Consider the following 21151-nt stretch of genomic DNA (forward strand, 5'->3'; position numbering starts at 1 on the left):
TCCGCGCTCCGCACTGCGGTGCGAGCCCCCTGCGGAGCGGCCGAGCGGGGGCTCACGCCCCCTCCGGCACGGCGACGGGCGCCACGCTCTGAAGCGTGCCGCGGGCACGGGAGATGCGGTATCCGATGCCCAGCAGCGCGAACCAGATCGGCGCGACATATAGGGCGACCCGCGTCTCAGGGTCGAAGGCCAGGAGGCCCGACACGACCAGCATGAACGCGACGACCAACCAGTTGGCCACTGGCGCGCAGGGCATGCGGAACGCCACCGCCCTGGCCCGGCCCGCCGCCACGGCCTTGCGGTAACCCAGGTGCGCCACCATGATGATCGACCAGGTCCAGAGCGCGCTGACGAGCGAGATGCTGGTCACCCAGACGAAGGCATGTTCGGGTACGAAGTAGTTCAGCACGACGCCGATGCCCATCAGCGCGGCCGAGAAGGTGATCGCGGTGGACGGCACATGGCCTTTGTTGACACGGCCGAAGGCGCGCGGCGCCTGGCGGTACTGCGCCAGCGTGTACAGCATGCGGCCGGTGCTGAAGATGCCGCTGTTGCACGACGATGCGGCGGCCGTGATGACGACGAAGTTGACGAGGCTGGCGGCACCCGGAATGCCGATGCGCTCGAACAGGAACACGAAGGGGCTGACGCCGGGCTTGAGTTCGCTCCAGGGCACCAGCGCCATCATCACGACGAGGGCGCCGATGTAGAAGAGCAGGATGCGCCATACAACGCTGTTGGTCGCATGCGGCAGCACGCGTTCGGGGTTCTCCGCCTCGCCTGCGGTGACACCGATCAGCTCGACGCCCTGGAACGCGAACATCACGATCTGCAGCGTCATCGCGACGCCGAGAAATCCGAATGGCATGAAGCCCTGGCCGCTCCAGAGGTTGGTGAGACTTGCCGTGGCGCCGAGTGGTGTGATGCCGAAGGCGAGCACCGCGATGCCGATGCCGATCATCGCCAGGATCATCACCACCTTGACCAGCGCGAACCAGAATTCGAGTTCGCCGAACACGCTGACCGCGATGCGGTTGCTGAGGTAAAGCACCGTCAGCGTCACTAGCGCCGGCAGCCAGCGTGGCAAGTCGGGGAGCCAGTAGTGCACGTAGATCGAGACGGCCGTGATCTCGGCCATGCCGATCGTGACCCACATGAACCAGTAGGACCAGCCGGTCACGAAGCCCGCGAAGGGGCCGACGAATTCCTCGGCATACGACGCGAACGAGCCGGCGACGGGCCGGTAGGTCAGCAGTTCGCCGAGCGCCCGCATGATGAAGAAGACCGCGATACCGCCGATCGCGTAGCTGAGGATCAGGCTCGGGCCGGCCAGGCTGATCGCCCGGCCGGCGCCCAGGAAGAGGCCGACGCCGATCGCGCCGCCGAGGGCGATCATCTGGATGTGCCGGTCCTTCAGGCCGCGCTGCAGCCCCTGGGGTTCGGGTGTGCGCTGGCTGGCGCGCCCCGTCGTCATGCTTGACATAAGTGTTGTCTCCTTTTTGTGCGAACGCTCATGGTGGTCGCCGTTGTCGATGGACGAAGAAGCGGCTCCGGTACGGCGGATGGACCGGTGCCGTGGATTTGCGCCGGCCCCGCTCGGCGGCCGGCCGGAATTGGGGGCGCAGCCCTCTGCTCAGGCGCGCTGGGCGATCGCCTCGGTTCGTGCTCCCTGCATCGAGAAGGCGGTGGGGGCGCCGCGCCGGCGGCCATAGCGCGCCAGCGTCAGTCCGTCTAGGTCGATCTCGGGCGCGCGGTCCGAGAGGAGGTCGGCCATCAACCGGCCGGTGCCCGCGGCCATCGTCCAGCCGAGCGTGCCGTGGCCGGTGGACAGCGACAGGTTGTGAAAGGGCGTGCCGCCGACGATCGGCGTGCCGTCTGGCGTCATCGGCCGCAGGCCGGTCCAGAACTCGGCGCGCGAGACGTCACCGCCGCGCGGGAACAGGTCCGTCACGACGTGCTCGAGCGTGCGCCGGCGAGCGTCGGACAGGCTCAGGTCGAAGCCCGACAACTGCGCGGTGCCGCCGACGCGGATGCGGTCACCCAGGCGCGTCACCGCGACCTTGTGCGTCTCGTCCATGATGGTCGACTCGGGTGCCATCGACGGGTCGGAGATCGGCAGCGTGATCGAGAAGCCCTTGACCGGGTAGACTGGGATGTGGATGCCCAGCGGCGCGAGCATGGCCGTCGAGTGGCTGCCGAGCGCGAGCACGTAGTGGTCGGCCGACAGCAGGCCGGTGTCGGTGCACACGCCGGCGATGCGGTCGCCGTTGCGCTCCAGGCCCCGGATGCCGACGTCGAAGAGGAATCGCGCGCCCAGCGCCTGGGTCATCCGCGCCAGCTCCTGCGTGAACTTGAAGCAGTCGCCGGTCTCGTCGCCGGGCAGGCGCAACGCGCCGACAAACTTGTGCTTCGTCGCCTCGAGGCCCGGCTCGACCTTGACGAAGCCCTCCCGGTCGAGCAGCTCGAACGGCACGCCCGACTGCTTCAGGATCTCGATGTCCTTGGCGGCGCCTTCGAGCTGCTTGTGAGTCCGGAACAGTTGAAGCGTGCCCTGGCTGCGCTCGTCGTAGCGGATGCCGGTCTCGGCACGCAGTTCGCGCAGGCAGTCCCGGCTGTACTCGGCCAGCCGCACCATGCGGCTCTTGTTGACGCGATAGGCCTTCTCGGTACAGTTGGCCAGCATCTTCAGGCACCACCGCCACATTGCGGGATCGAGCGCCGGCTGGATCACCAGCGGGCGGTGCTGCATCAGCAGCCATTTGAGCGCTTTCAGCGGCACCCCGGGGCCGGCCCATGGCGCCGAATAGCCGGGCGAGACTTCGCCGGCGTTGGCGTAACTGGTTTCCAGTGCCGGACCGGACTGCCGGTCAATCACCGTCACTTCATGGCCGGAACGGGCGAGGTAATACGCCACCGAAGTTCCGATCACACCGCTGCCCAGCACCATCACACGCATGTCGACTCCATTCCCTGCAGTAAGCGCGCCGTGGCGCGGGATGAGTCCGCTATTGCAGACACCGTGCCAAGGTCAAGAACTTCAATGAAATCAATAACTTATGGCGCGATCTGCGAATTTGTAGATATTGTTTGTACTGATTTCAATACATCCTGTGCTGGAAATATTCGATGTACAAGCAAGAAAGTCCTTCAAGAACAATGGCTTAGACACATCGTAATGAATTCAATACACTGTCCATAAATCAATACATCCTCGCATGCGCATCGATGTCAGCATCGCCGACCGGGTCGGCATCGCACAGGAAATCCTGGCCACGCTGGCCCGGCGCTCGCTCAACGTGTCGGCGGTCGAGGTCGAGCCACCCCATGTCTACATCGAGGCACCGACACTCGACGGGGCCGGGCTCGACCAACTGCGCAGCGAGCTGCTGCAGTTGGCCGGCGTGCAGTCGGTCGACGTGCTCGGGATGCTGCCTGGTGCGCGAAGGCGCCTGTATCTCGATGCACTGCTCGCGTCCCAGGAAGACCCGGTGCTCGCGGTCGATGCCGACGGCGCGGTGGTCGTGGCCAACGCGGCCGCGGTCGCCGCCAGCCGGTTGCCCGAGGCGCAGCTGATCGGCGCGTCACTGCTGGCCCTGGTCGGCGACGCAGAACTGGTGGAGGCGCTGATCGGCCGCGGCGATCGACAACCGGCGCGCGAGGTCCAGATCGGCGGCGAGTCCTTTCTGTGCGAGGGTGTCGCGCTGCACGAGCCAGGGGGCGGCGTCGCCGGTGCGGTGCTCACGCTGCACGCGCCGCACCGCATCGGCGAACGCTTGAGCGCGCTTCAGAACTACAACGCCGGGGGCTTCGAGTCGATCCTCGGCGATTCGGCGCCGATGCGGCAACTCAAGCAGCGCGCCGCGCGCATGGCGCAGGTCGATGCACCGCTGCTGATCCGCGGCGAGACGGGCACCGGCAAGGAACTCGTCGCGCATGCCTGCCATGCCGGCAGCCGGCGGCGCGCGCAACCGTTCTTCACGCTGAATTGCGCGGCGCTGCCCGAGAACCTGGCCGAGAGCGAACTGTTCGGGTACGCACCCGGCGCCTTCACGGGGGCACTGCGCGGTGGCAAGCCGGGATTGCTCGAGCTGGCCGACGGCGGCACGGTGTTCCTCGACGAGGTCGGCGAGTTGTCGCCGTACCTGCAGGCCAAGCTGCTTCGTTTCCTGAACGACGGCAGCTTCCGGCGCGTCGGCGGCGATCGCGAGCTGAAGGCCGACGTGCGCGTCGTCAGTGCCACCCATCGTGCGCTCGAGCAGATGGTCACGGTCGGCGCGTTCCGGCAGGACCTGCTGTTCCGCCTCGACGTGCTGCAGCTCCAGGTGCCACCGCTGCGCGAACGCACGCACGACATCGTGCCGCTCGCCGAGTTCTTTCTCGTGCGCGCCTGTGCGCAGACCGGCCGGCAGAGGGCGCGCCTGTCGCAAGCAGCGCGTGCTGCACTGCTCGCGAACCCATGGGTCGGCAATGTTCGCCAGCTGCAAAACGTGATCTTTCGCGCCGCGACGATGAGCGATTCCGCCGTCATCGACGTCGACGACCTTGAACTCGCCGGCGCCGCGGCCGGCCCCGACCAGCTGTCGGCCGAGCACGTGGGCACGTTGGAGGAAGCCGTCGCGGCCTGCGAGAAGTCACTGCTGCAGCAGCTCTATCCGCAGTTCCCGTCGACACGCAAGCTCGCCGAACGCCTCGGTGCGTCGCATTCGGCGATCGCCCAGCGGCTGCGCAAGTACGGCATCGGCCCGGTCTGACGCCGTCTCGAGCGTGAATCGGCCGCCGCCTTCCAACAAACGCAAGAGTGATGCAGCGGCGGCCACGAGTCGGTGGTGAGCGTGGCCATCCGTGCGGGCCTACCGCGACGCCATCCCGGCGCAGCGCGGCTTCTTCTGGGACTCCGCGCTCGGACAACCGGCCCTGTTCGCGAGTCTGGGCATCGGCGCCAACGCGGCTCGGGACGGGCCTCATTCACAGGCAGGCTTTTGGTTGACGCAACGCTTGCTGCGCTGCGACAATCGCGGCATCTCAATTTCGGAGCCCGCTGCGTGGACAGTGCCCCTAGTCATAGCGACAAGAATCGCGCCCTGATCGGCGCGGTGCACCTGTTCTCGTAACGCGCCTCCTGCGCTGCGAGCCAAGTGCGCCGCAGCCGCAAAGCTCGCTGAAGCAGCGAGACCTATCAGCGCCGTTTTCGGTCGCCCCTCTTGCCCCTTTCGTCGCACCGGCCCTGCACCGGTTCGCCGTTCGGGAAAATGCCTGCACTGTGTTCCGGCGGGACTCCCTTACCTGAAGGAGAGTTCGATGATGTATCCCTCGAGCATGCGGGAGCCTGTCAAACAGGCTTCTCGTTCCACAACATTGCCTGGAGCCGCGCAAGCTACGTCTCAGGAGGCGCCCGCGGCGCGCGAATTGACTGAGTTGGCGACGACTTGGGGCCTTTGGTCCAGCCGCCGTATTCGTGCCGTCGTTCTAGCTCAGCAAGCGGCAAGGTCGCAACCTCGTTGAGCATCGCGGCTTCATCACACAACCTGGAGATTGCATGGACCCCGGCCCTAGTCCGCGCTTCGGCGCAACCGACTCTGCTCCCAAAACCATCGACCCGGCAGCACTCTGGAGGCCTCACATCGCGTGACTCGCCGAGGAGCCTGGCGCCGGGTGCAACTCACGCGAGGCTTCTCATGAATCAAAAGCATCTTTCCACCTGCCTGCGCTCGGCACTTGCCGAGCGCCGCCCCGCCGCCGTTCGCGAACTCCTGGATCACCACGGCCTGGTTCCCTTCGCATCGGCACTCGCAGCCTGGTCGCCGCGCGTCGTGGCTGACGCGCTGTCCCTGCTGCCCCCGGTGCGACGATCCGCCGTGCTGCGGCATCTGCCCTCCGCGCTGCGCGAAGACCGCCTCTGCGTCCAACCGGGAACGGGAGTGCGGGCATGAATTTCATCGACAACATCCTCAAGAACTGGTTCGGCGGATTTCTCTCGCGCCGCCACGCCACCCAGCTCTTCGCACGCCGGGCGCTGCTCGAAACAGTGGGCGGGCACGGCGCGGCCCAGGCGGCGCCCGAGCACGTCGCCCGCGACATGCTGAAGGCCGCCATCGACGACCTGCCGGGTGCGCTGGTCCGGGTGTCCTCGCACGAAGATGGACTGAGCGCGCCCGAGGCCGCCGAGCGGCTGGTCCGCTCCGGCCCCAACGAGGTCCAGCACGAAAAGCCGCTGGCCTGGTGGGTGCACCTGTGGCATTGCTACAAGAACCCGTTCAATCTGCTGTTGACCGTGCTTGCGGGGGTGTCCTTCCTGACCGAGGACCTCAAGGCCACGATCGTGATCGGCACGATGGTGGTGCTCAGCACATTGATCCGGTTCGTCCAGGAGGGCCGGTCCAATCGCGCGGCCGAGCGTCTGAAGGCGATGGTGACAAACACCGCGACCGTGATCCGGCGCGATGTCGGGACCGAAGCCGCCGAGGTGGCAGAGAAGTACTTCGGGGCTCACCTCCACACGCGGCGGCCGCCGGCGCGCGCCGAAGTGCCGATCCGGGACCTGGTGCCCGGCGACCACGTGCTGCTGTCTGCGGGGGACATGATCCCTGCGGACTGCCGGCTGATGTCGACCAAGGACCTGTTCGTCGCGCAGGCCGCGATGACGGGGGAATCGCTGCCGGTCGAGAAGTTCGCCGACGCACGCGGCCCGTTCAGTTCGATCCTGGAAGCCGGCAACCTCGTCTTCATGGGGACCAACGTCGTCTCGGGCTCCGCCCTCGCGCTGGTGGTCGCCACCGGCAACCGGACCTACTTCGGCACGCTCGCCACGCGCGTCACCGCCACCGACCGCGCGCCCACCGCCTTCCAGGCGGGCGTCAACAGCGTGAGCTGGCTGCTGATCCGCTTCGCCCTCGTCATGGTGCCGATCGTGCTGCTCGTCAACGGCTTCACCAAGGGCGACTGGACGGAGTCCTTCCTGTTTGCACTCGCGGTCGCCGTGGGGCTGACGCCCGAGATGCTGCCGATGATCGTGACTTCGACCCTCGCCAAGGGCGCAGTGCTGCTCTCGCGCAAGAAGGTGATCGTCAAGCGGCTGGATGCCATCCAGAACTTCGGCGCGATGGACGTGCTGTGCACCGACAAGACCGGCACGCTCACGCAGGACAAGATCGCCCTGGAGCGCCACACGGATGTGTTCGGCCACCCCTCGGACGAGGTGCTGAAGTTCGCCTTCCTCAACAGCTACTACCAGACTGGGCTGAAGAACCTGCTCGACCGGGCGGTGCTCGAGCACGTCGAACTGAAGACGGAGCTGAAGCTGGAGCAGGACTACCGCAAGGTCGACGAGATTCCCTTTGATTTCGAGCGCCGGCGAATGTCCGTCGTGGTGTCGGAACGCGATGACCACCACGAACTGATCTGCAAGGGCGCGGTCGAGGAAATGCTGGCGGTGTGCAGCCGTGTGCGGCTCGAGAACGGCCAGGGCCCGCGCGACGTGCCGCTCGACGGGGACATGCTCGCACGCGTCCAGGAAGTCACCCGAGAGTTCAACGAAGACGGACTGCGCGTCGTGGCGGTGGCGATGAGGGAGATGCCCTCCACCCAGACCGCCTACTCGCTCACCGACGAAGCGGGGCTCACGCTGGTCGGCTATGTCGCCTTTCTCGACCCGCCCAAGGAATCGGCGGCGCCCGCGCTGAAGGCGCTCGCGGACAACGGCGTGCAGGTCAAGGTGCTGACTGGCGACAACGAACTGGTCACCGCGCGCGTGTGCGGCCAGGTGGGCCTGTCCTCGGACGACGTGCTGCTCGGACCACAGATCGAGCACATGAGTGACCGGGCACTGGCGCATGCGGCGGAATCGCATCAGGTGTTTGCCAAGCTCACGCCGCTGCACAAGGAGCGCCTGGTCCGGGCGCTGCGCGCCAACGGCCATGTCGTCGGATTCATGGGCGACGGGATCAACGACGCACCGGCGCTGCGCGCGGCGGACATCGGCATCTCCGTCGATTCCGCGGTGGACATCGCCAAGGAGGCTGCCGACATCATCCTGCTCGAAAAGAGCCTGATGGTGCTGGAGGAAGGCGTGATCGAAGGCCGCAAGACCTTCTGCAACATGCTCAAGTACATCCGCATGACGGCCAGCTCCAATTTCGGCAACGTGTTCTCGGTGCTCGTGGCCAGCGCCTTCCTGCCATTCCTGCCGATGCTGCCGCTGCAACTGCTCGTGCAGAACCTGCTGTACGACGTCTCCCAGATCGCCATTCCGTTCGACAACGTCGACAAGGAACTGGTGGACAAGCCGTTGCGCTGGAATCCCGGCGACATCGGCCGCTTCATGATGTTCTTCGGCCCGATCAGCTCGGTCTTCGACATCGGCACCTTTGCCGTGATGTGGTGGGTCTTCGGTGCGAAGACGCCTGAGCAGCAAACGCTCTTCCAGTCGGGTTGGTTCGTGGTGGGCCTGCTCACGCAGACGCTGATCGTGCATATGATCCGCACGCCACGGCTGCCCTTCATCGAGAGCCGCGCCGCGCCGGCCTTGTTGGCGACGACCGTGGTGATCATGGCGATCGGCATCTTCCTTCCGATGGGACCACTGGCCGAGTACTTCAAGCTGCAGCCCTTGCCGCCGGCGTTCTTCCCCTGGCTGGTTGCCATCCTGGCCGGCTACGCCGGCCTCACCTCGGTCATGAAACGCTTCTACATTCGGCACTTCGGCTGGCAAGAAGCGCCGCAACGACGACTGAATGCATGGACTTTCTCGGCAAAGTGGATGTGGCTTCGCTCGTAAGGGCCGCGAGAAGAGCCTAGTCAAACGGTGGCATTCGCCCTAAATACGCCGTGCGCCAGGATTCAGATCTCGACCTTCGACCCGAGTTCGACGACCGAATTGTTGGGCAGGTAGAGGTACTCGGCGGCAGCGCTTGCGCTGCGATGCATGGTGGCAAAGATCTTCTCGCGCCAGTCGGCCATGCCGTCACCCACGGTCGGCACGACGATTTCGCGAGAAAGGAAATAGCTCGTAGTCATGGGGTCGAACGGAAGGCTGCCGCGCATGACATCAGCGAGCGCCTGGGGCACGTCGGGGCTTTGCATGAAGCCGAAGTCCAGCACCACGCGCCAGCAGTCCTGGCAGATCGGGGTCATCTCCCCCCGCTGGTCGGGCGGCAGCACCGGGATCTCGTGTGTGTGCACGGTCACGAACAGGTTGCGTTCGTGCAGGACCTTGTTGTGCTTCAGGTTGTGCAGCATTGCATTGGGGACGATGTCCGGTTGCGCCGTGAGGAATACCGCGGTGCCCGGAACGCGCGTGGGCGGATCGCTGGTGACGTTCTCGAGGAAAGGCTTCAGTTCCAGCGCCTCGGCACTTCGCTTGCCGGCAAGAATGGCCTGGCCATCGCTCCAGGTCGCAAGAATGACGAACAGCGCGGCGGCCATCAGCAGCGGGAACCAGCCGCCTTCGGCGATCTTGAGCAGATTCGATGCGAAGAAGACGGTGTCCACCACCATGAAGAATCCGGTGGCTGCGATGCACAGCGGCAATGGATAACCCCAGCCATAGCGGATCACGAAAAACGTCATGGCGGTAGTGATCACCATCACCAGGCTGACCGAGATGCCATAGGCCGCCGCGAGCGCCGACGAGGAATGGAACATCCCCACCGCCAGGGTCACCCCGACCAGCAGCGCCAGATTCACCGCAGGCACGTAGATCTGCCCCTTGTCATGCTCCGACGTGTGCAGGATCGTCATGCGCGGCAGATAGCCGAGCTGGATGGTCTGCTTGGTGGCCGAGAACGCACCCGAGATCAGCGCCTGCGAGGCGATGACTGTGGCGGCGGTGGCAAGACCGACCATCCCGATCAACGCCCAGGTCGGGGTCATGAGGAAGAATGGGTTCTCGATGGCCTTCGGATCGGCCAGTACCAAGGCCCCCTGGCCAAAGTAGTTCAGCACCAGCGCTGGCATCACCAGCCCGAACCAGGCCCACTGGATCGGCGCCTTGCCGAAGTGCCCCATGTCCGCGTAGAGAGCCTCGGCACCGGTGACGCACAGGAAGACCGCGCCCAGCAGCACGAATGCGAGCGGCAGGTTTGCAAGTCCGAATCGCAGGGCGTGGTGGGGAGACAGCGCCCACAGCACGGATGGATTGCGCAGCACGGGCATGAGGCCACACAGCGCGATGGCCAGAAACCAGAGCACCATGATCGGGCCGAAGTAGCGCCCGATCTGCGCGGTGCCATGCTTTTGGACGAGGAACAACGCGATCAGCACGGCAAACGAGATCGGCAGCACATAAGGCTTTGCCGCCGGCGTCACGATCTCCAGGCCTTCCACGGCTGAAAGCACCGAGATGGCTGGCGTGATCACCCCATCGCCGAAGAACAGGGCGAGCCCGAAGATGCCGCAGACCATCAGCACCTGCCGAACCCGCGGCCGGTCGCGGACCGAGTGGGACGCCAGCGCGAGCAGCGCCATCAGGCCCCCTTCGCCGTGGTTGTCCGCGCGCATGATCAGGCCGACATACTTGACCGAGACGACGACCGTCAGCGTCCAGAAGAACAGCGACAGGATGCCGAGAATGTTGTCGTGGGTGACTGGCACGCGCCCGCTGGCGAACACCTCCTTGAATGCGTAGAGCGGCGATGTTCCGATGTCGCCATACACCACACCGATGGCACCCAGACTGAGCGCAGCAAGGGAAGGGCGAGATCTATTCATCGCTGCACGCCTCAATCTCGCTAGGCTTGTTCACGATGCTTTCGCTCATCGCTGAACTCTTCCTGACTGGTCAATCATTGCGAACACCTCAAATCGGCCCCACGGAATATGAGCGTAGTCGCGTAAAAAAAGTATAAAAAGATCGGATGAATGGCGCGGTATGCAAAGCGCGTCAGCATGGGACATGACGGCGTGGCGCGGATCAGAGGCAGACCACGGCGTCGGCCGAACGCGACGTTCACCGTGCAGCTCACCGCGCTTATCGGTCACCAGCGTCGGATCGAATCGGCTTAGCGCGCCAGCACGCGATGCGCGAAGTCCACCGCATCAAGACGATGCCGGCATTGGCCGCGCGAGTGGCTGTAGTGTTCGCAGCCTCGGGGGCCGCCCGTGAACACCTTCAATCCACCCTCCGCATCCTGATCACGCGAAACGGGCATGTGACAGCGCAATCGCTGCAACCTGTGCAGCGACCCGGCTCGTGCAGCACTGAGGTCTTGCGCCACTTCACGACTTCAAGGCTGAGCAGATGGAGATCGCATGCGGCAACACACCATCCGCAACCTGTGCAGCGCGCAGTGTTGACCTCGGGTATCCAACCCGGGCGATGAGGCCGGGTTTGTTGACCGCTCATGGAGCGATACCTTCGGGCTTCAGCGAAGGCTCGCTGACTACCAAAACCGCCACCATGGCCGGCGGCGCATCCGCAGTTCCAGCGGCCGGAGGTCGAGTTGATCGAAAAGGCCGGCGGCTGCACCGAATCGGCTCGCTGGCGCGGCGCTGGATACATCGGGAGGATTGAGCTGTCTGTCGGTCGATTGGATGTAGACGGCACGCTCCTGGGCCGCGCCGCGAGGGTCCGAGGGATGCAGCCCGGCGAAGTCTGTCATGCGCTCCATTCTGGGGATATCGTATTTCCCCAGCAGTTTGACACGGTACGGGACGTCTCAGCCTGACAAGCAATCGCGAGCGACCAGTGGCAATTGCTGGAGCGGCTTCCCACGCGCCGCAGAGCCGCGCTGGGGCTGGGCTACATGCTCCAAGGCCGCCGCATCACCGCGCCGGCGGATGCTGCAGTCGTTGCCAGCCGATCACCGGCCAGTCGCTTCGTGCCTGGTCAACGTCGCCACCATAGACGACGCTACCGCCTTCCAGCGCATCAGGGAAGGCGCCAGAGAAACTGCGAAGGCCGCGAAAGTAGTCGGTGTTGACTGTGGCGCCAGCCTTGATCTCCACGGCACGGAGCTTGCGTCCTGAGGGAATCAGCAGATCGACTTCGTTGCCTGTCGCATCGCGGAAGAAGTACATCTCACCCGACTCGCCCTGGTTGAATCGGGTCTTGAGGGCTTCCATGATCACCAGGTTCTCGAACAAGCTGCCGAAGAGCGGGTCGCGCGCCACCTGATCGGCGCTGCGCAAGCCCAGCAGCCAGCAGGCCAGCCCTACGTCGTAAAAGTACATCTTGGGGCTTTTCACCAGCCGCTTCGACGTGTTGGTGAACCAGGGAGGCAGCACGTGCACGATGTAGCTCGTCTGGAGCAGGTCGAGCCACGCGCGGGCGGTAGCGTGCGAAACGCCGGCATCATTGCCCAGGCTCGAGAGGTTCACGAGCTGACCGACACGCCCGGCACACAGTCGCACGAAGCGTTCGAATCGCTGCAGGTCATGAACGGCGGCGAGTTGGCGCAGGTCACGCTCCACGTATGTCGCGAAATAGTCGCCGAGCGCCTGAGAGGGGTCGAGGCCTCGGTCGTGAATGCGCGGGTAAAAGCCGGTGAGCAGTGTTTGCGCCAGTGGCGGCACCGGATGCAGCCGGGCGACCTCGGCGAGGGAAAACGGCAGCAGTCGCAACACAGCAGTTCGGCCGGCCAACGACTGACTCACTTGGGACATGAGTTCGAACTGCTGGCTGCCCGTCAGGATGAAGCGCCCCGGGGCCGGATCGGCGTCGACCATCGCCTGAAGGTAAGAGGGGATCTGCGGCGCACGTTGGATCTCGTCGATGATGGCACCGCCTTCGATTCCCTTCAGGAAGCCGCGCGGATCTTCATCGGCGAAACGCCGCGTGTCCGGATCTTCCAGCGTGACATAGGGCTTGTCGGGAAAGAGGCTGCGGCACAGAGTCGTCTTGCCACTTTGGCGCGGTCCGGTCAGTGTCAGGACCGGATACTGGCGCGCCAATTCGGCGGCGAGCGGCGCGACGTCACGAGGAATCATGGCGGTCATTCTACGCACTTCGTGCAAATTGAAGATTTATTCTTGCATTTGCCAAAACGCGCATGGGCAGTGGACCCGGACCTCTCTCGACACCGTCTCGCGCCGCCGCAGCCGCGGTGCGGACTATCCGTACCGCCGAACTCTGCCCGGCAGCACGGCGTCGGCCCTTGCTGGCCGCCAGGCGCAGCGGTGCAAGAACCCGGTCGATGGTGGCTGGACTGACCGCGGCCAGTTGTGCATGCAAGTTCGGATCGTTGCTGATCCGGCCATGCCGAATCATGGCCGGCAGCAATACGCCACAATGCGGCCAGTAGCGGTCCTTCGTTGCTCCGGCAGACCACGTGTCGCTAGTGACCCTACGCTGCCCGCGTCGGCTTCACCTGGGCCAAAGGACGGAATATGAGACGTCGCCAGTTCTCTTCACTTGTTGGCGGGGCGGCGCTGGCATCGCTCCATGGGTTGCCCGCGTTCGCGGAGCCGTCCGATGGTTGCGGTCTCCCAAGTGCGCGAGACGATTGGTGGGCGCTATCAAACAGCAATGATGACAAGCTCATTGATGTTGGGGCGCTTTGTAGGATGGCCGATCAACTCGCGACCTCATCGAACATACATTCCGTGCTGGTCGCTCGTAGTGGCAACGTAGTCTTCGAGCGGTACTTCAGCGGTCCTGACGAGGTACCCGGCCTGTTTTTTGGCAGTCGGGTGAAGAATGTCGTCTTCAATGCCGACACCCTGCACGCAGTGAAGTCGGTTTCGAAAAGCGTTGCGTCGCTTGCCGTCGGGATCGCAATCGATCGGGGACTTATCCGTAGCGTCAACGAACCGATCTTCAATTTCTTCCCCGAGTGCGCGGACTTGCGTTCGCCTGAGAAGGATCGCCTCCAACTGGTGCATGCGCTCACCATGACACTGGGGCTGGAGTGGGTGGAGGCAACGCCAGCCACTGGTGAGAACAACGACGAGTCGCGCATGTACAGGGCGGGCGATCCGATTCGCTACGTTCTCGGCCTGACGTCGACTGGGCCGCCGGGCCAAGCCTTCTTCTACAACACCGGCGCGCTGGCCCTTGTGTCCGCCATCGTCCGCAAGGCGACCGGACGCCCCCTCGACGCATTTGCACGAGAAGTGCTGTTCGAGCCCCTGGGCATCACAGACGTGCAGTGGCGCCGAGTCAGAGGGGATACGGATGCCGGAGGCGGATTGCGCTTGCGGCCGCGCGACATGGCGAAGATCGGCCAGCTCGTCCTCGCGGGCGGTCGCTGGAACGACCGCCAAATCGTTTCCAGAGACTGGATCGAGACCTCGACGATGCCAAAGATCAAGGCGACGGACGACCAGCTTTATGGCTATCTCTGGTGGCTCGGTCGCGCCCGAACCAACGCGGGTGTGGTTAACTGGATTGGCGCGCTGGGACGAGGCGGTCAGTCAATTCGCATCGTCCCCGAGCGCAATCTCGTTGTCGCGGTGACGGCAGGTTACTACCAAGACTACAGCCCGCAAGCGTTCAAACTGCAGTTTGGCGTTTTCAGGGACGTTCTGCGTGCGATCCCGCCCCCAGGCTAGACGCAGACGAATTGACTTCTCGCCAACCAGGCCAAGGTTTCCCATTGAAGGCACTGCGCAAAGACATCGTCGCATCTTCTCAGGGCGCCGGCCGTCGGCCGCCGGCTGACGGTGTTCGCGGCAGACCAGCCTATTCCGGCACGATCCCTGCGTTTTTCACCAACTCGGCAAAGCGCCCGTACTCCCGCTGGTAAAACGTGCGCAGTTCCTCCGGCGTGCCGCCGATCACGTCGTACCCCAAGCTATCTAGTTTCGAGGCGATGGCGGGCTCTTGCAGCGTCTCGCGGAAAGTCGCGGCGATCTTGGCAATCACAGGCTTGGGTGTAGAAGCCGGCACGTATGCGGCGATCCAGCCAGCCAGACCGAAGTGCTTGTAGCCCTGTTCCTCGAATGTCGGCACATTGGGGAGCGCCTTCGTGCGTTCGGTACCCGACATGGCCAGCACCTTCAGCCGGCCGCCCGCGGACTGCGTCTTGGCATTGCCTTGCGAGATCAGCGTGAGGTCCAGCACGCCGCCCATGATGTCGTTCACCGCACCCAGTTCGCCACCCTTGTAGGGAACGTGGGTCATGTCGATGCCGGCCTGCTTGCGCAGGGCCTCGCCGTACAGGTGGGCGCTGGTACCCAGGCCGGGCGTGCCGTAGGTCAGGGGCTTGCCGCTTCTCTTGGCATAGTCCACCAATTCCTTCAGGTTGCTGTAGGGTGCGTTACCTGCGGCCACCAGGCCGACGTTGCCGGCCACCAGCAGCGAGACCGGCTCGAAGTCCGACTGTCGCTGCAAGACTTTCCCACCTTCCTGTTCGTGCGCCTGGCGGGCGCCATGCAACGGGAAGTGACGGCGAGCTACCCTCGCGGACTTTGACCTCAACGCGCCGCAATGGCGCGCGCTGGCGGCGCTGGCGGACTACGCGCCGATTCCGTTTAGTGAATTGGTGAAGCTCTCCATGTCCGACAAGGCCCTCGTCAGCCGATCGTTGCAGACGCTGGCCGAACGCGGACTGGCGCAGGTCGATGCGGATCCGGAACATGGCAAACGCCTGGTCTGCAAGATCACACCGAAGGGCCGGCGGCTCTACGTCAAGGTTCTCCCCCGGGCGAAGGCCGCACAAGCCGAGATCCTAGCCTTGCTGGATCCGGACGAACGAGTTGCGTTGTACAGCGCGTTGGGAAAACTCAAGAACTTCTTTGACAAGAAGTTGTTGGCTTGAGGAATGAACCGCCGCAGGCATGCCGTTGTGCAGAGGCAGCGGCATAGGGTGATCGCCAGGTGCGCATAGTCACGGCACACGCCTTGCCCTTCCTTGAAGGCGTCAAGTGCCGAACGGGTGCGCTGGGCGTGCTGGTAGCCCGTGGCGTAGCCGTAGATCAGCACCTTGACCATCATGGCCGGGTGGAATGACTGGTTGCGCGGACCGTCCTTGTCGTAGCGGGCATGAAAGGCACCCAAGTCCAGCAAGTCCACCGCGTCGCTGATGAAGTGCGCCAGATGCCCTTCGGGCAACCAGTCCTGCATCGCTCCGGGCAGCAGCAGCATGTGCTGCGGGTCGTAGGGCAAGTAGTTCGCGGCCATCGCTCATGAACGCGCCTCGCCCTTCGGGCGAGGACACGAAACCGGCTTCTGCCGCCCAGCCTCCTAGGCGGTGACTTCGAGCCGACGCCCGCGCCAGGCGCGCCGCTCGTGAGTTGGGCCGCGGCGCCGCGAGAAGATGGCCAGTGTTGTTCCATTTTTCCGCGGCTGGCTTTGGGCGTGAGACACTCTTCCCTACCGTGGTCGTCCGAAGCGTAGGCTGTCATGCCAAGCACAGCGGCCGTTGGAAGGCCGCAGATGTTCGTGAACCGTCGCATCGTCGTCTCGCTCGCTATGGCGCACATAGCCAGCCGCGCTTCGGCTTTCCGTGCGCAGCCTGCCGCAGTAGCCATGCCGCGGATCGGCGTGCTGTCTTTCCGCTCTCCGCCGTCGGGAGGGGACCCGGATCCTATCGCCGGGTTCCGCCGGGGCATGCGCGATCTCGGCTATATGGATGGCCGCAACATCGTGCTCGACTATCGCTACGCTGACGGGCGGCCCGACCTGCTGGCGACGTTGGTCGCCGAACTCGTCCAGTCGAAGGTTGACGTGATTCTTGCCGCCGGGCCGGTACCTTTGCAATTCGCACGCAAGGCGACTAGCACGATACCAATCGTGGCGATCAGCGGGAGTGATCCAGTCCGAGAAGGCTGGGCGCAGTCACTCGCCCGACCCGGCGGCAACGTCACTGGAGTTCAGGTGACTTTCCTCGAACTTGCAGCGAAGCAACTCGAAATCCTTAAGACCGCCGTGCCGGAGCTGGAACGAGTGGCCGTCTTGCTGGCGCCGGCGGAACTCAACGATCCTAGTGTGGAGGCCGGCGCGCGCGCGCTCGGGCTCCAATTGATTATGTTGGAGGTCAGAGGACCAGACGACTTCGAGCGGGCATTCAAGCATGCAGCATCGAGTCGCGCGCAAGGACTCTACGCCATTGCCACCAATACCATCGTTGCCCACCGGACGAAATTGGCAGAGCTCGCTGTCACATATCGACTGCCATCGATCAGCGAGTTGACACTGCTTGCCAACGCCGGATTCCTACTGAGCTATGGCGCCGATCTCGACGCCTTGGGTCTGCGCGCTGCTACCTACGTCGACAAGGTTCTCAAGGGTGAACGGCCTAGCGACATGGCGATTGAGCTGCCGGCGGTATTCGAACTTGTCGTCAACCGCAAGACTGCCAGAGCGCTCGGCATGACGATGCCTCAATCTATATTGATGCGCGTCACCCGGGTGATCGAATGACAGCCATTCGTTCGGGCCATGGCCTCTGCCTGAACGACGGCTTTGCGGCCGCAAGATCGGCTAGTTGGAAGTCTGCAGAGGGCCCCACGCGACTTCTGGCGGTGACAACGAAGCGGGGCGCTGCAACGTCCGCAGAGCGCCTGCGGAGCAACAAGCCGACCGAGCCGACGTCGAGATCGCAGTTCTATCCAAGGATCTGTCTGATGCTTCCGGCGATCCGCCTACGAGCGCTTGGCATGGCCAAGCAAGCCCTTTGCGGCTTCTATCCGCAAAGCCATAGGCACCGATTCGTCGTTCATGACGCGTCTCAGGAAGCGCTCCGCGTCGGCGCCCCCCTGTTCGGGGCTGGGCACTTCGGGCAAGCCGGACAGCTTCAAGTCAGCTGGCACTTCCTCTACGACGCCAAGTTGGCTTAACGCGGCTTCGAGGGCCACTTGCCGGATGGGCTCGAGCGCGTGCAGAAGCGATGCCTGGCCTTCGGCGTTGGGAGGAAGGTCCAGCCACGGCGTATCGGCAAACACCGAAGCCAGGTCAGGAGCGACGAACGCCGACCAGCGATCGGGGCTGGTCTCCAAGGGCGGCACGGACGGGAGTTGCGCCGCGTCGGCGATCAGACGTACGTGGGTCGATCCCACGTCCGGCAGATACCGCGCACGCAGGCCCTGCAGGAAAAGCTCGCCAGCACGCGGCGAAGTCGGCGATGCAAGGGAGAACCACAGCTGCAGTGCGTCGACGCCTGAGACCGCGATGGCCGGGGGAGGAAAGCCGAGGTCCACTTGGACGCCCGTCCAGACCGAGGAAAGCTGGGCCCACCCCGCGGGTGGCCTCAGCTCCAGCACCAAGGCTCGAACGCCTTGGGCGGCCGCTGGGGCAGCGCAGTCCGCGGGGTTCGCACCCAGTCCGTACAGGCGATCGAGTTCGAACTGCAATGGGTTCATGCTGACATGCTAGTCGACCAGCCTCGCCCGATGTTCGGGAGTGCCGGCTTCCTGACGTGCTGCGGAATACTTCACACCTGATTGAGGCTACGTAAAGTCGATGGGCTGCGGCACCGCGGTCATCAAGCACAGTGGTTGCCCATGCAAGATCGAAAGTTCAATGCCGCATGGTTGAACGAATCCCGCGCGACGACCTGGGAAGATGTGCTTCGCCGCCCCGCGGTCGACCAGGCGGGCGCTGTGGCCTCTGGTTGCCATAGCAGTTGCCTCGGCAACCTCTGACCGCTTTCCAGCAAGACCGCATCAGGGAGCAACGCCAACGAATTCGAGACCACCAGTTTCGCCTGAGATGCAGTTGACGCTGGGGAACGTCACCGACACCCTAAGACAGCACGTCCAAAGCTCGCCTGGAACACCGGGTCACACGGGGGTAGTAGCGGCCCAGAATTTGACACTCTATTCGCGCGCACCACACGGTGGCGGCGCGAAACAGAGTACCGAAGTTGGTGGAGCCGCGTTCCCTAACGTGGAAGCCTGATTCAGTGCTCGCCCTGAGGTGACGTCAGAGTATCGAAACGACCGATGGTCGCCAAACTTGTGCAGCCTGCGTGAGAAATAGAGTGAGAGTGCGCGAATTCCCCCGGCGTTCACGCGCGCTTGTAGCGGCCGCATTTACCGCCGCGCGATGCTTGAGGGTGGTCTATTTAGCGCTTTCTCGCCGACGCCACGGTCGCGGCGCACGCTCTAGTAGGTGTCTTGCCCAGCGGCTGGAAGTCCGCTCAGAGATCTGCGAAGCGCCTGTTTTCCTCAACGAGCCGCTCCAGCAGCGGCGCGGGTCTCCACCAGAAACCGTCGCGCGCGTTGTAGCGCTGGATGTCGGCCAGCACACTCGCAAGGCCGATGCGATCGGCGAGATACATGGGTCCGCCATGATGCGCAGGGAAGCCGTAGCCCGTGAGATAGACAATGTCGATGTCGCTGGGTCGGAGCGCGACGCGCTGTTCGAGCAGTTTGGCGCCCTCGTTGATCATTCCGTAGAGGCAGCGCTTGACGATTTCGTGTTCGCTTATCTGCTGACGCTGGATGCCCATGCGGCCGGATTCCTCTATGACGAACTGCTCGAGCTCGGGGTCGCGTTTGGGCGTGCGGTCGCCTTCCTCGTAGCGATACCACCCCTTTCCGCTCTTCTGCCCGAGGCGCCCTTGGTCGCACAGCTTGAGGATCAGGTCGTTCCACCGCCTGTCGTTGGGCCGCGTAGCCATTTGCGCCTTCCGCGTCTGGTAGCCGACGTCGTTGCCGGCCATGTCGTGCACTGCGAAGATGCCCATCGCATAGCCGAACTTCTTGAGTGCGGCATCGACCTCGTGCGGCAGCGCGCCGTCTTCCACCAGGAAGTGCGCCTCGCGCGTGTAGTTGCGGAACAGTGCATTGCCGATGAAGCCCGGGTAGATGCGCGCAAGCACGGCGATCTTGCCCATGCGGCGGCCCAAGTCCATCAGGGTGGCGATGACGTCGGGCGCGGTGACTGCGGCTCGAACCACCTCGAGCAGCTTCATCACGTGTGCGGGGCTGAAGAAATGGGCGCCGACCACGTCCTGCGGACGTGAAGTGACCGAGGCGATCTCGTCGACGTCGAGGCCCGAGGTGTTGGTGGCCAGAATGGCGCCCGGTTTCGCCAGCCGGTCGAGCTGCCGGAAGATGTCCTGCTTGAGGCCGATGTCCTCGAACACTGCCTCGATCACGAGGTCGGCGTCCTTCACGTCGGCCATCTGCAGCGAGCCGGTGATGAGCGCCAGCCGCCGGTCGCGTTCCGCGGCCTCGAGCTTTCCGCGCGAGACGCTGCCGTCGTAGTTGTCCCGTACGCGCTGGAGCCCGCGCTCCAGCCCCTGCGGGTTCGCATCGATCAGGGTGACGGGAATGCCGATGTTGGCCAGCGACATCGCGATGCCTCCGCCCATCGTGCCGGCGCCGATCACGGCCACACGGTGAACAGGCCGCAGCGCAGTTCCCTCGGGAATGTCGGGGACCCGGCCTGCTTCGGTGGCTGCGGATTTGGCGTGCAGGGCGGCGCGCTCGCGCTCGGTCTCGCTGACGGCGAAGAGGTCGGTGGTACTCATGAGGTCAGCCTTGGTTGTCCTGGATCTTCCGCGCCTTGCCGTCCACGAATTCGCGCAGGCGCTGCTCGGCTTCGGGCGGACGTGCGCGGGCCGAGTTGAGCTGCTCCATGAACAAGCCGTCGTCGTGCGACAGGTCCTGCACACGCGGCAGCACGTTGATGATCATCCAGTTGGTCTCGACGCTGTTCTTCGCGACGCGTGCGGCCAGTTCCCTGGCTTTTCCAAGCGCCTCGCCGGGCGGCGTGACATACCGGACGACGTGCTCCTGCAGCCCTTCCGAAGGCGAGAGCAACCGACCCGTGAGCATCATGTCCATCATCACCGTGGTGCCGACGACGCGCTGGATGCGCACTGTGCCGCCGCCGCCAACGAAGATGCCGCGCTGGCCTTCCGGCAATCCGAAGAGCGCCGATTCGTCGCACACGCGCAAATGGGTGGCCATCGCGAGTTCGAGTCCGCCGCCGACGACGGCGCCATGCAGAGCGGCCACGAACGGGATGGGACCGCGCGCGATCAGATCGAACACTTCGTGCCAGTTGTGGCGGCGGCGCTTGCGCAGCGGCTTGATCTGGCCCGTGGCGCGTGCCAGCGCTTCGGCCAGGTCGAGGCCCGCGCAGAAGTTGCTGCCGTGGCCGAAGAGGACAGCGACATCGGCTTCTTCGTGCGCGCGCAACACGGCGACCCGCAGTTCGTCGATCAGCGGGTCGTTGATCGCGTTGCGCTTGTCCGGGCGGTTCAGGCCGATCAGCGCGACGTTGCCGTCGAGCTCGTAGGTGATGAGTGGTTCGCTCATGGGTGGT

15 protein-coding genes and 2 pseudogenes are annotated in these 21151 nt (G+C 64.6%); 6 read left to right on the forward strand and 11 right to left on the reverse strand.

The genetic code is table 11. From position 1 onward, the window contains the following. Positions 1–52: 52 nt before the first annotated feature. Together BLW05_RS31295 and BLW05_RS31300 are read right to left on the reverse strand one after the other, a co-directional pair. Positions 53–1483 carry an amino acid permease gene (locus tag BLW05_RS31295; RefSeq protein WP_093168055.1) on the reverse strand — a complete coding sequence of 477 codons (1431 nt, stop codon included), beginning with the start codon at positions 1481–1483 and terminating at the stop codon, positions 53–55. A 150-nt stretch (positions 1484–1633) separates the two neighbouring features. After that, positions 1634–2956: a D-amino acid dehydrogenase gene (locus tag BLW05_RS31300; RefSeq protein ID WP_093168057.1), complete on the reverse strand. Its 1323-nt coding sequence runs from the start codon at positions 2954–2956 to the stop codon at positions 1634–1636. A gap of 259 nt (positions 2957–3215) precedes the next feature. On the opposite strand from BLW05_RS31300, the gene BLW05_RS31305 reads away from it, so the two are divergent. From BLW05_RS31305 to mgtA, 3 genes are all read left to right on the forward strand, one after another. After that, complete coding sequence (locus BLW05_RS31305; protein ID WP_093168059.1) at positions 3216–4751, forward strand: sigma 54-interacting transcriptional regulator; 1536 nt, start codon at positions 3216–3218, stop codon at positions 4749–4751. Between the two features lie 924 nt (positions 4752–5675). Then, positions 5676–5930 carry a hypothetical protein gene (locus tag BLW05_RS31310; protein WP_093168061.1) on the forward strand — a complete coding sequence of 85 codons (255 nt, stop codon included), beginning with the start codon at positions 5676–5678 and terminating at the stop codon, positions 5928–5930. After that, entirely contained in the window at positions 5927–8773 is a 2847-nt protein-coding gene (gene mgtA / locus BLW05_RS31315) for a magnesium-translocating P-type ATPase (RefSeq protein WP_093168063.1), read from the forward strand. The genes BLW05_RS31310 and mgtA overlap by 4 nt, the downstream gene beginning before the upstream one ends. A gap of 62 nt (positions 8774–8835) precedes the next feature. Here mgtA and BLW05_RS31320 read toward each other — a convergent pair whose 3' ends face one another. The 3 genes from BLW05_RS31320 to BLW05_RS31335 form a co-directional block, all read right to left on the reverse strand. Beyond that, positions 8836–10704 carry a potassium transporter Kup gene (locus BLW05_RS31320; RefSeq protein WP_093168065.1) on the reverse strand — a complete coding sequence of 623 codons (1869 nt, stop codon included), beginning with the start codon at positions 10702–10704 and terminating at the stop codon, positions 8836–8838. A 400-nt stretch (positions 10705–11104) separates the two neighbouring features. Next, on the reverse strand, positions 11105–11494 hold the full coding sequence (locus BLW05_RS36950) for a 4Fe-4S dicluster domain-containing protein (protein ID WP_371126995.1): 390 nt from the start codon (positions 11492–11494) through the stop codon (positions 11105–11107). Between the two features lie 263 nt (positions 11495–11757). Continuing rightward, complete coding sequence (locus BLW05_RS31335) at positions 11758–12930, reverse strand: ATP-binding protein (protein WP_256330576.1); 1173 nt, start codon at positions 12928–12930, stop codon at positions 11758–11760. 567 nt (positions 12931–13497) lie between these two features. Between BLW05_RS31335 and BLW05_RS31340 the strand changes: the two genes are divergently transcribed. Further along, complete coding sequence (locus BLW05_RS31340; protein WP_218135258.1) at positions 13498–14484, forward strand: serine hydrolase domain-containing protein; 987 nt, start codon at positions 13498–13500, stop codon at positions 14482–14484. A 130-nt stretch (positions 14485–14614) separates the two neighbouring features. On the opposite strand, the gene BLW05_RS31345 is transcribed toward BLW05_RS31340, so the two are convergent. Next, positions 14615–15265, reverse strand: a complete 651-nt coding sequence (locus BLW05_RS31345) for a Bug family tripartite tricarboxylate transporter substrate binding protein (RefSeq protein WP_177142888.1) — start codon at positions 15263–15265, stop codon at positions 14615–14617. Between the two features lie 91 nt (positions 15266–15356). On the opposite strand from BLW05_RS31345, the pseudogene BLW05_RS36955 reads away from it, so the two are divergent. After that, a pseudogene (locus tag BLW05_RS36955) lies at positions 15357–15506 on the forward strand (MarR family transcriptional regulator); the annotation flags it as partial. Positions 15507–15556: 50 nt separating this feature from the next. Here the strand turns inward: BLW05_RS36955 and BLW05_RS36645 are convergent. Continuing rightward, complete coding sequence (locus BLW05_RS36645) at positions 15557–15856, reverse strand: transglutaminase-like domain-containing protein (RefSeq protein WP_256330581.1); 300 nt, start codon at positions 15854–15856, stop codon at positions 15557–15559. Continuing rightward, positions 15830–16054, reverse strand: a pseudogene (locus tag BLW05_RS36650) (IS5/IS1182 family transposase); the annotation flags it as partial. The pseudogene BLW05_RS36650 and the gene BLW05_RS36645, both read right to left, overlap by 27 nt. Positions 16055–16315: 261 nt before the next feature. Between BLW05_RS36650 and BLW05_RS31365 the strand changes: the two are divergent. Further along, positions 16316–17296 carry an ABC transporter substrate-binding protein gene (locus BLW05_RS31365; protein WP_177142890.1) on the forward strand — a complete coding sequence of 327 codons (981 nt, stop codon included), beginning with the start codon at positions 16316–16318 and terminating at the stop codon, positions 17294–17296. A gap of 221 nt (positions 17297–17517) precedes the next feature. On the opposite strand, the gene BLW05_RS31370 is transcribed toward BLW05_RS31365, so the two are convergent. From BLW05_RS31370 to BLW05_RS31380, 3 genes are all read right to left on the reverse strand, one after another. Then, positions 17518–18234: a hypothetical protein gene (locus BLW05_RS31370; protein ID WP_143044979.1), complete on the reverse strand. Its 717-nt coding sequence runs from the start codon at positions 18232–18234 to the stop codon at positions 17518–17520. A 779-nt stretch (positions 18235–19013) separates the two neighbouring features. Then, positions 19014–20351, reverse strand: a complete 1338-nt coding sequence (locus BLW05_RS31375; RefSeq protein WP_093168082.1) for a 3-hydroxyacyl-CoA dehydrogenase — start codon at positions 20349–20351, stop codon at positions 19014–19016. Between the two features lie 4 nt (positions 20352–20355). Beyond that, on the reverse strand, positions 20356–21144 hold the full coding sequence (locus tag BLW05_RS31380; protein WP_093168084.1) for a crotonase/enoyl-CoA hydratase family protein: 789 nt from the start codon (positions 21142–21144) through the stop codon (positions 20356–20358). Positions 21145–21151 lie beyond the last annotated feature (7 nt).

This window comes from Variovorax sp. YR216 (genome assembly GCF_900107745.1).
Classification (GTDB): Bacteria; Pseudomonadota; Gammaproteobacteria; order Burkholderiales; family Burkholderiaceae_C; genus Variovorax.

Bases quoted from the DNA above. Each gene is read 5' to 3' on its own strand.
- BLW05_RS31295 (WP_093168055.1), bottom strand. From the start codon at position 1,483: ATGTCAAGCATGACGACGGGGCGCGCCAGCCAGCGCACACCCGAACCC.
- BLW05_RS31300 (WP_093168057.1), bottom strand. From the start codon at position 2,956: ATGCGTGTGATGGTGCTGGGCAGCGGTGTGATCGGAACTTCGGTGGCG.
- BLW05_RS31305 (WP_093168059.1), top strand. From the start codon at position 3,216: ATGCGCATCGATGTCAGCATCGCCGACCGGGTCGGCATCGCACAGGAA.
- BLW05_RS31310 (WP_093168061.1), top strand. From the start codon at position 5,676: ATGAATCAAAAGCATCTTTCCACCTGCCTGCGCTCGGCACTTGCCGAG.
- mgtA (WP_093168063.1), top strand. From the start codon at position 5,927: ATGAATTTCATCGACAACATCCTCAAGAACTGGTTCGGCGGATTTCTC.
- BLW05_RS31320 (WP_093168065.1), bottom strand. From the start codon at position 10,704: ATGAATAGATCTCGCCCTTCCCTTGCTGCGCTCAGTCTGGGTGCCATC.
- BLW05_RS36950 (WP_371126995.1), bottom strand. From the start codon at position 11,494: ATGTATCCAGCGCCGCGCCAGCGAGCCGATTCGGTGCAGCCGCCGGCC.
- BLW05_RS31335 (WP_256330576.1), bottom strand. From the start codon at position 12,930: ATGACCGCCATGATTCCTCGTGACGTCGCGCCGCTCGCCGCCGAATTG.
- BLW05_RS31340 (WP_218135258.1), top strand. From the start codon at position 13,498: ATGGCCGATCAACTCGCGACCTCATCGAACATACATTCCGTGCTGGTC.
- BLW05_RS31370 (WP_143044979.1), bottom strand. From the start codon at position 18,234: ATGAACCCATTGCAGTTCGAACTCGATCGCCTGTACGGACTGGGTGCG.
- BLW05_RS31375 (WP_093168082.1), bottom strand. From the start codon at position 20,351: ATGAGTACCACCGACCTCTTCGCCGTCAGCGAGACCGAGCGCGAGCGC.
- BLW05_RS31380 (WP_093168084.1), bottom strand. From the start codon at position 21,144: ATGAGCGAACCACTCATCACCTACGAGCTCGACGGCAACGTCGCGCTG.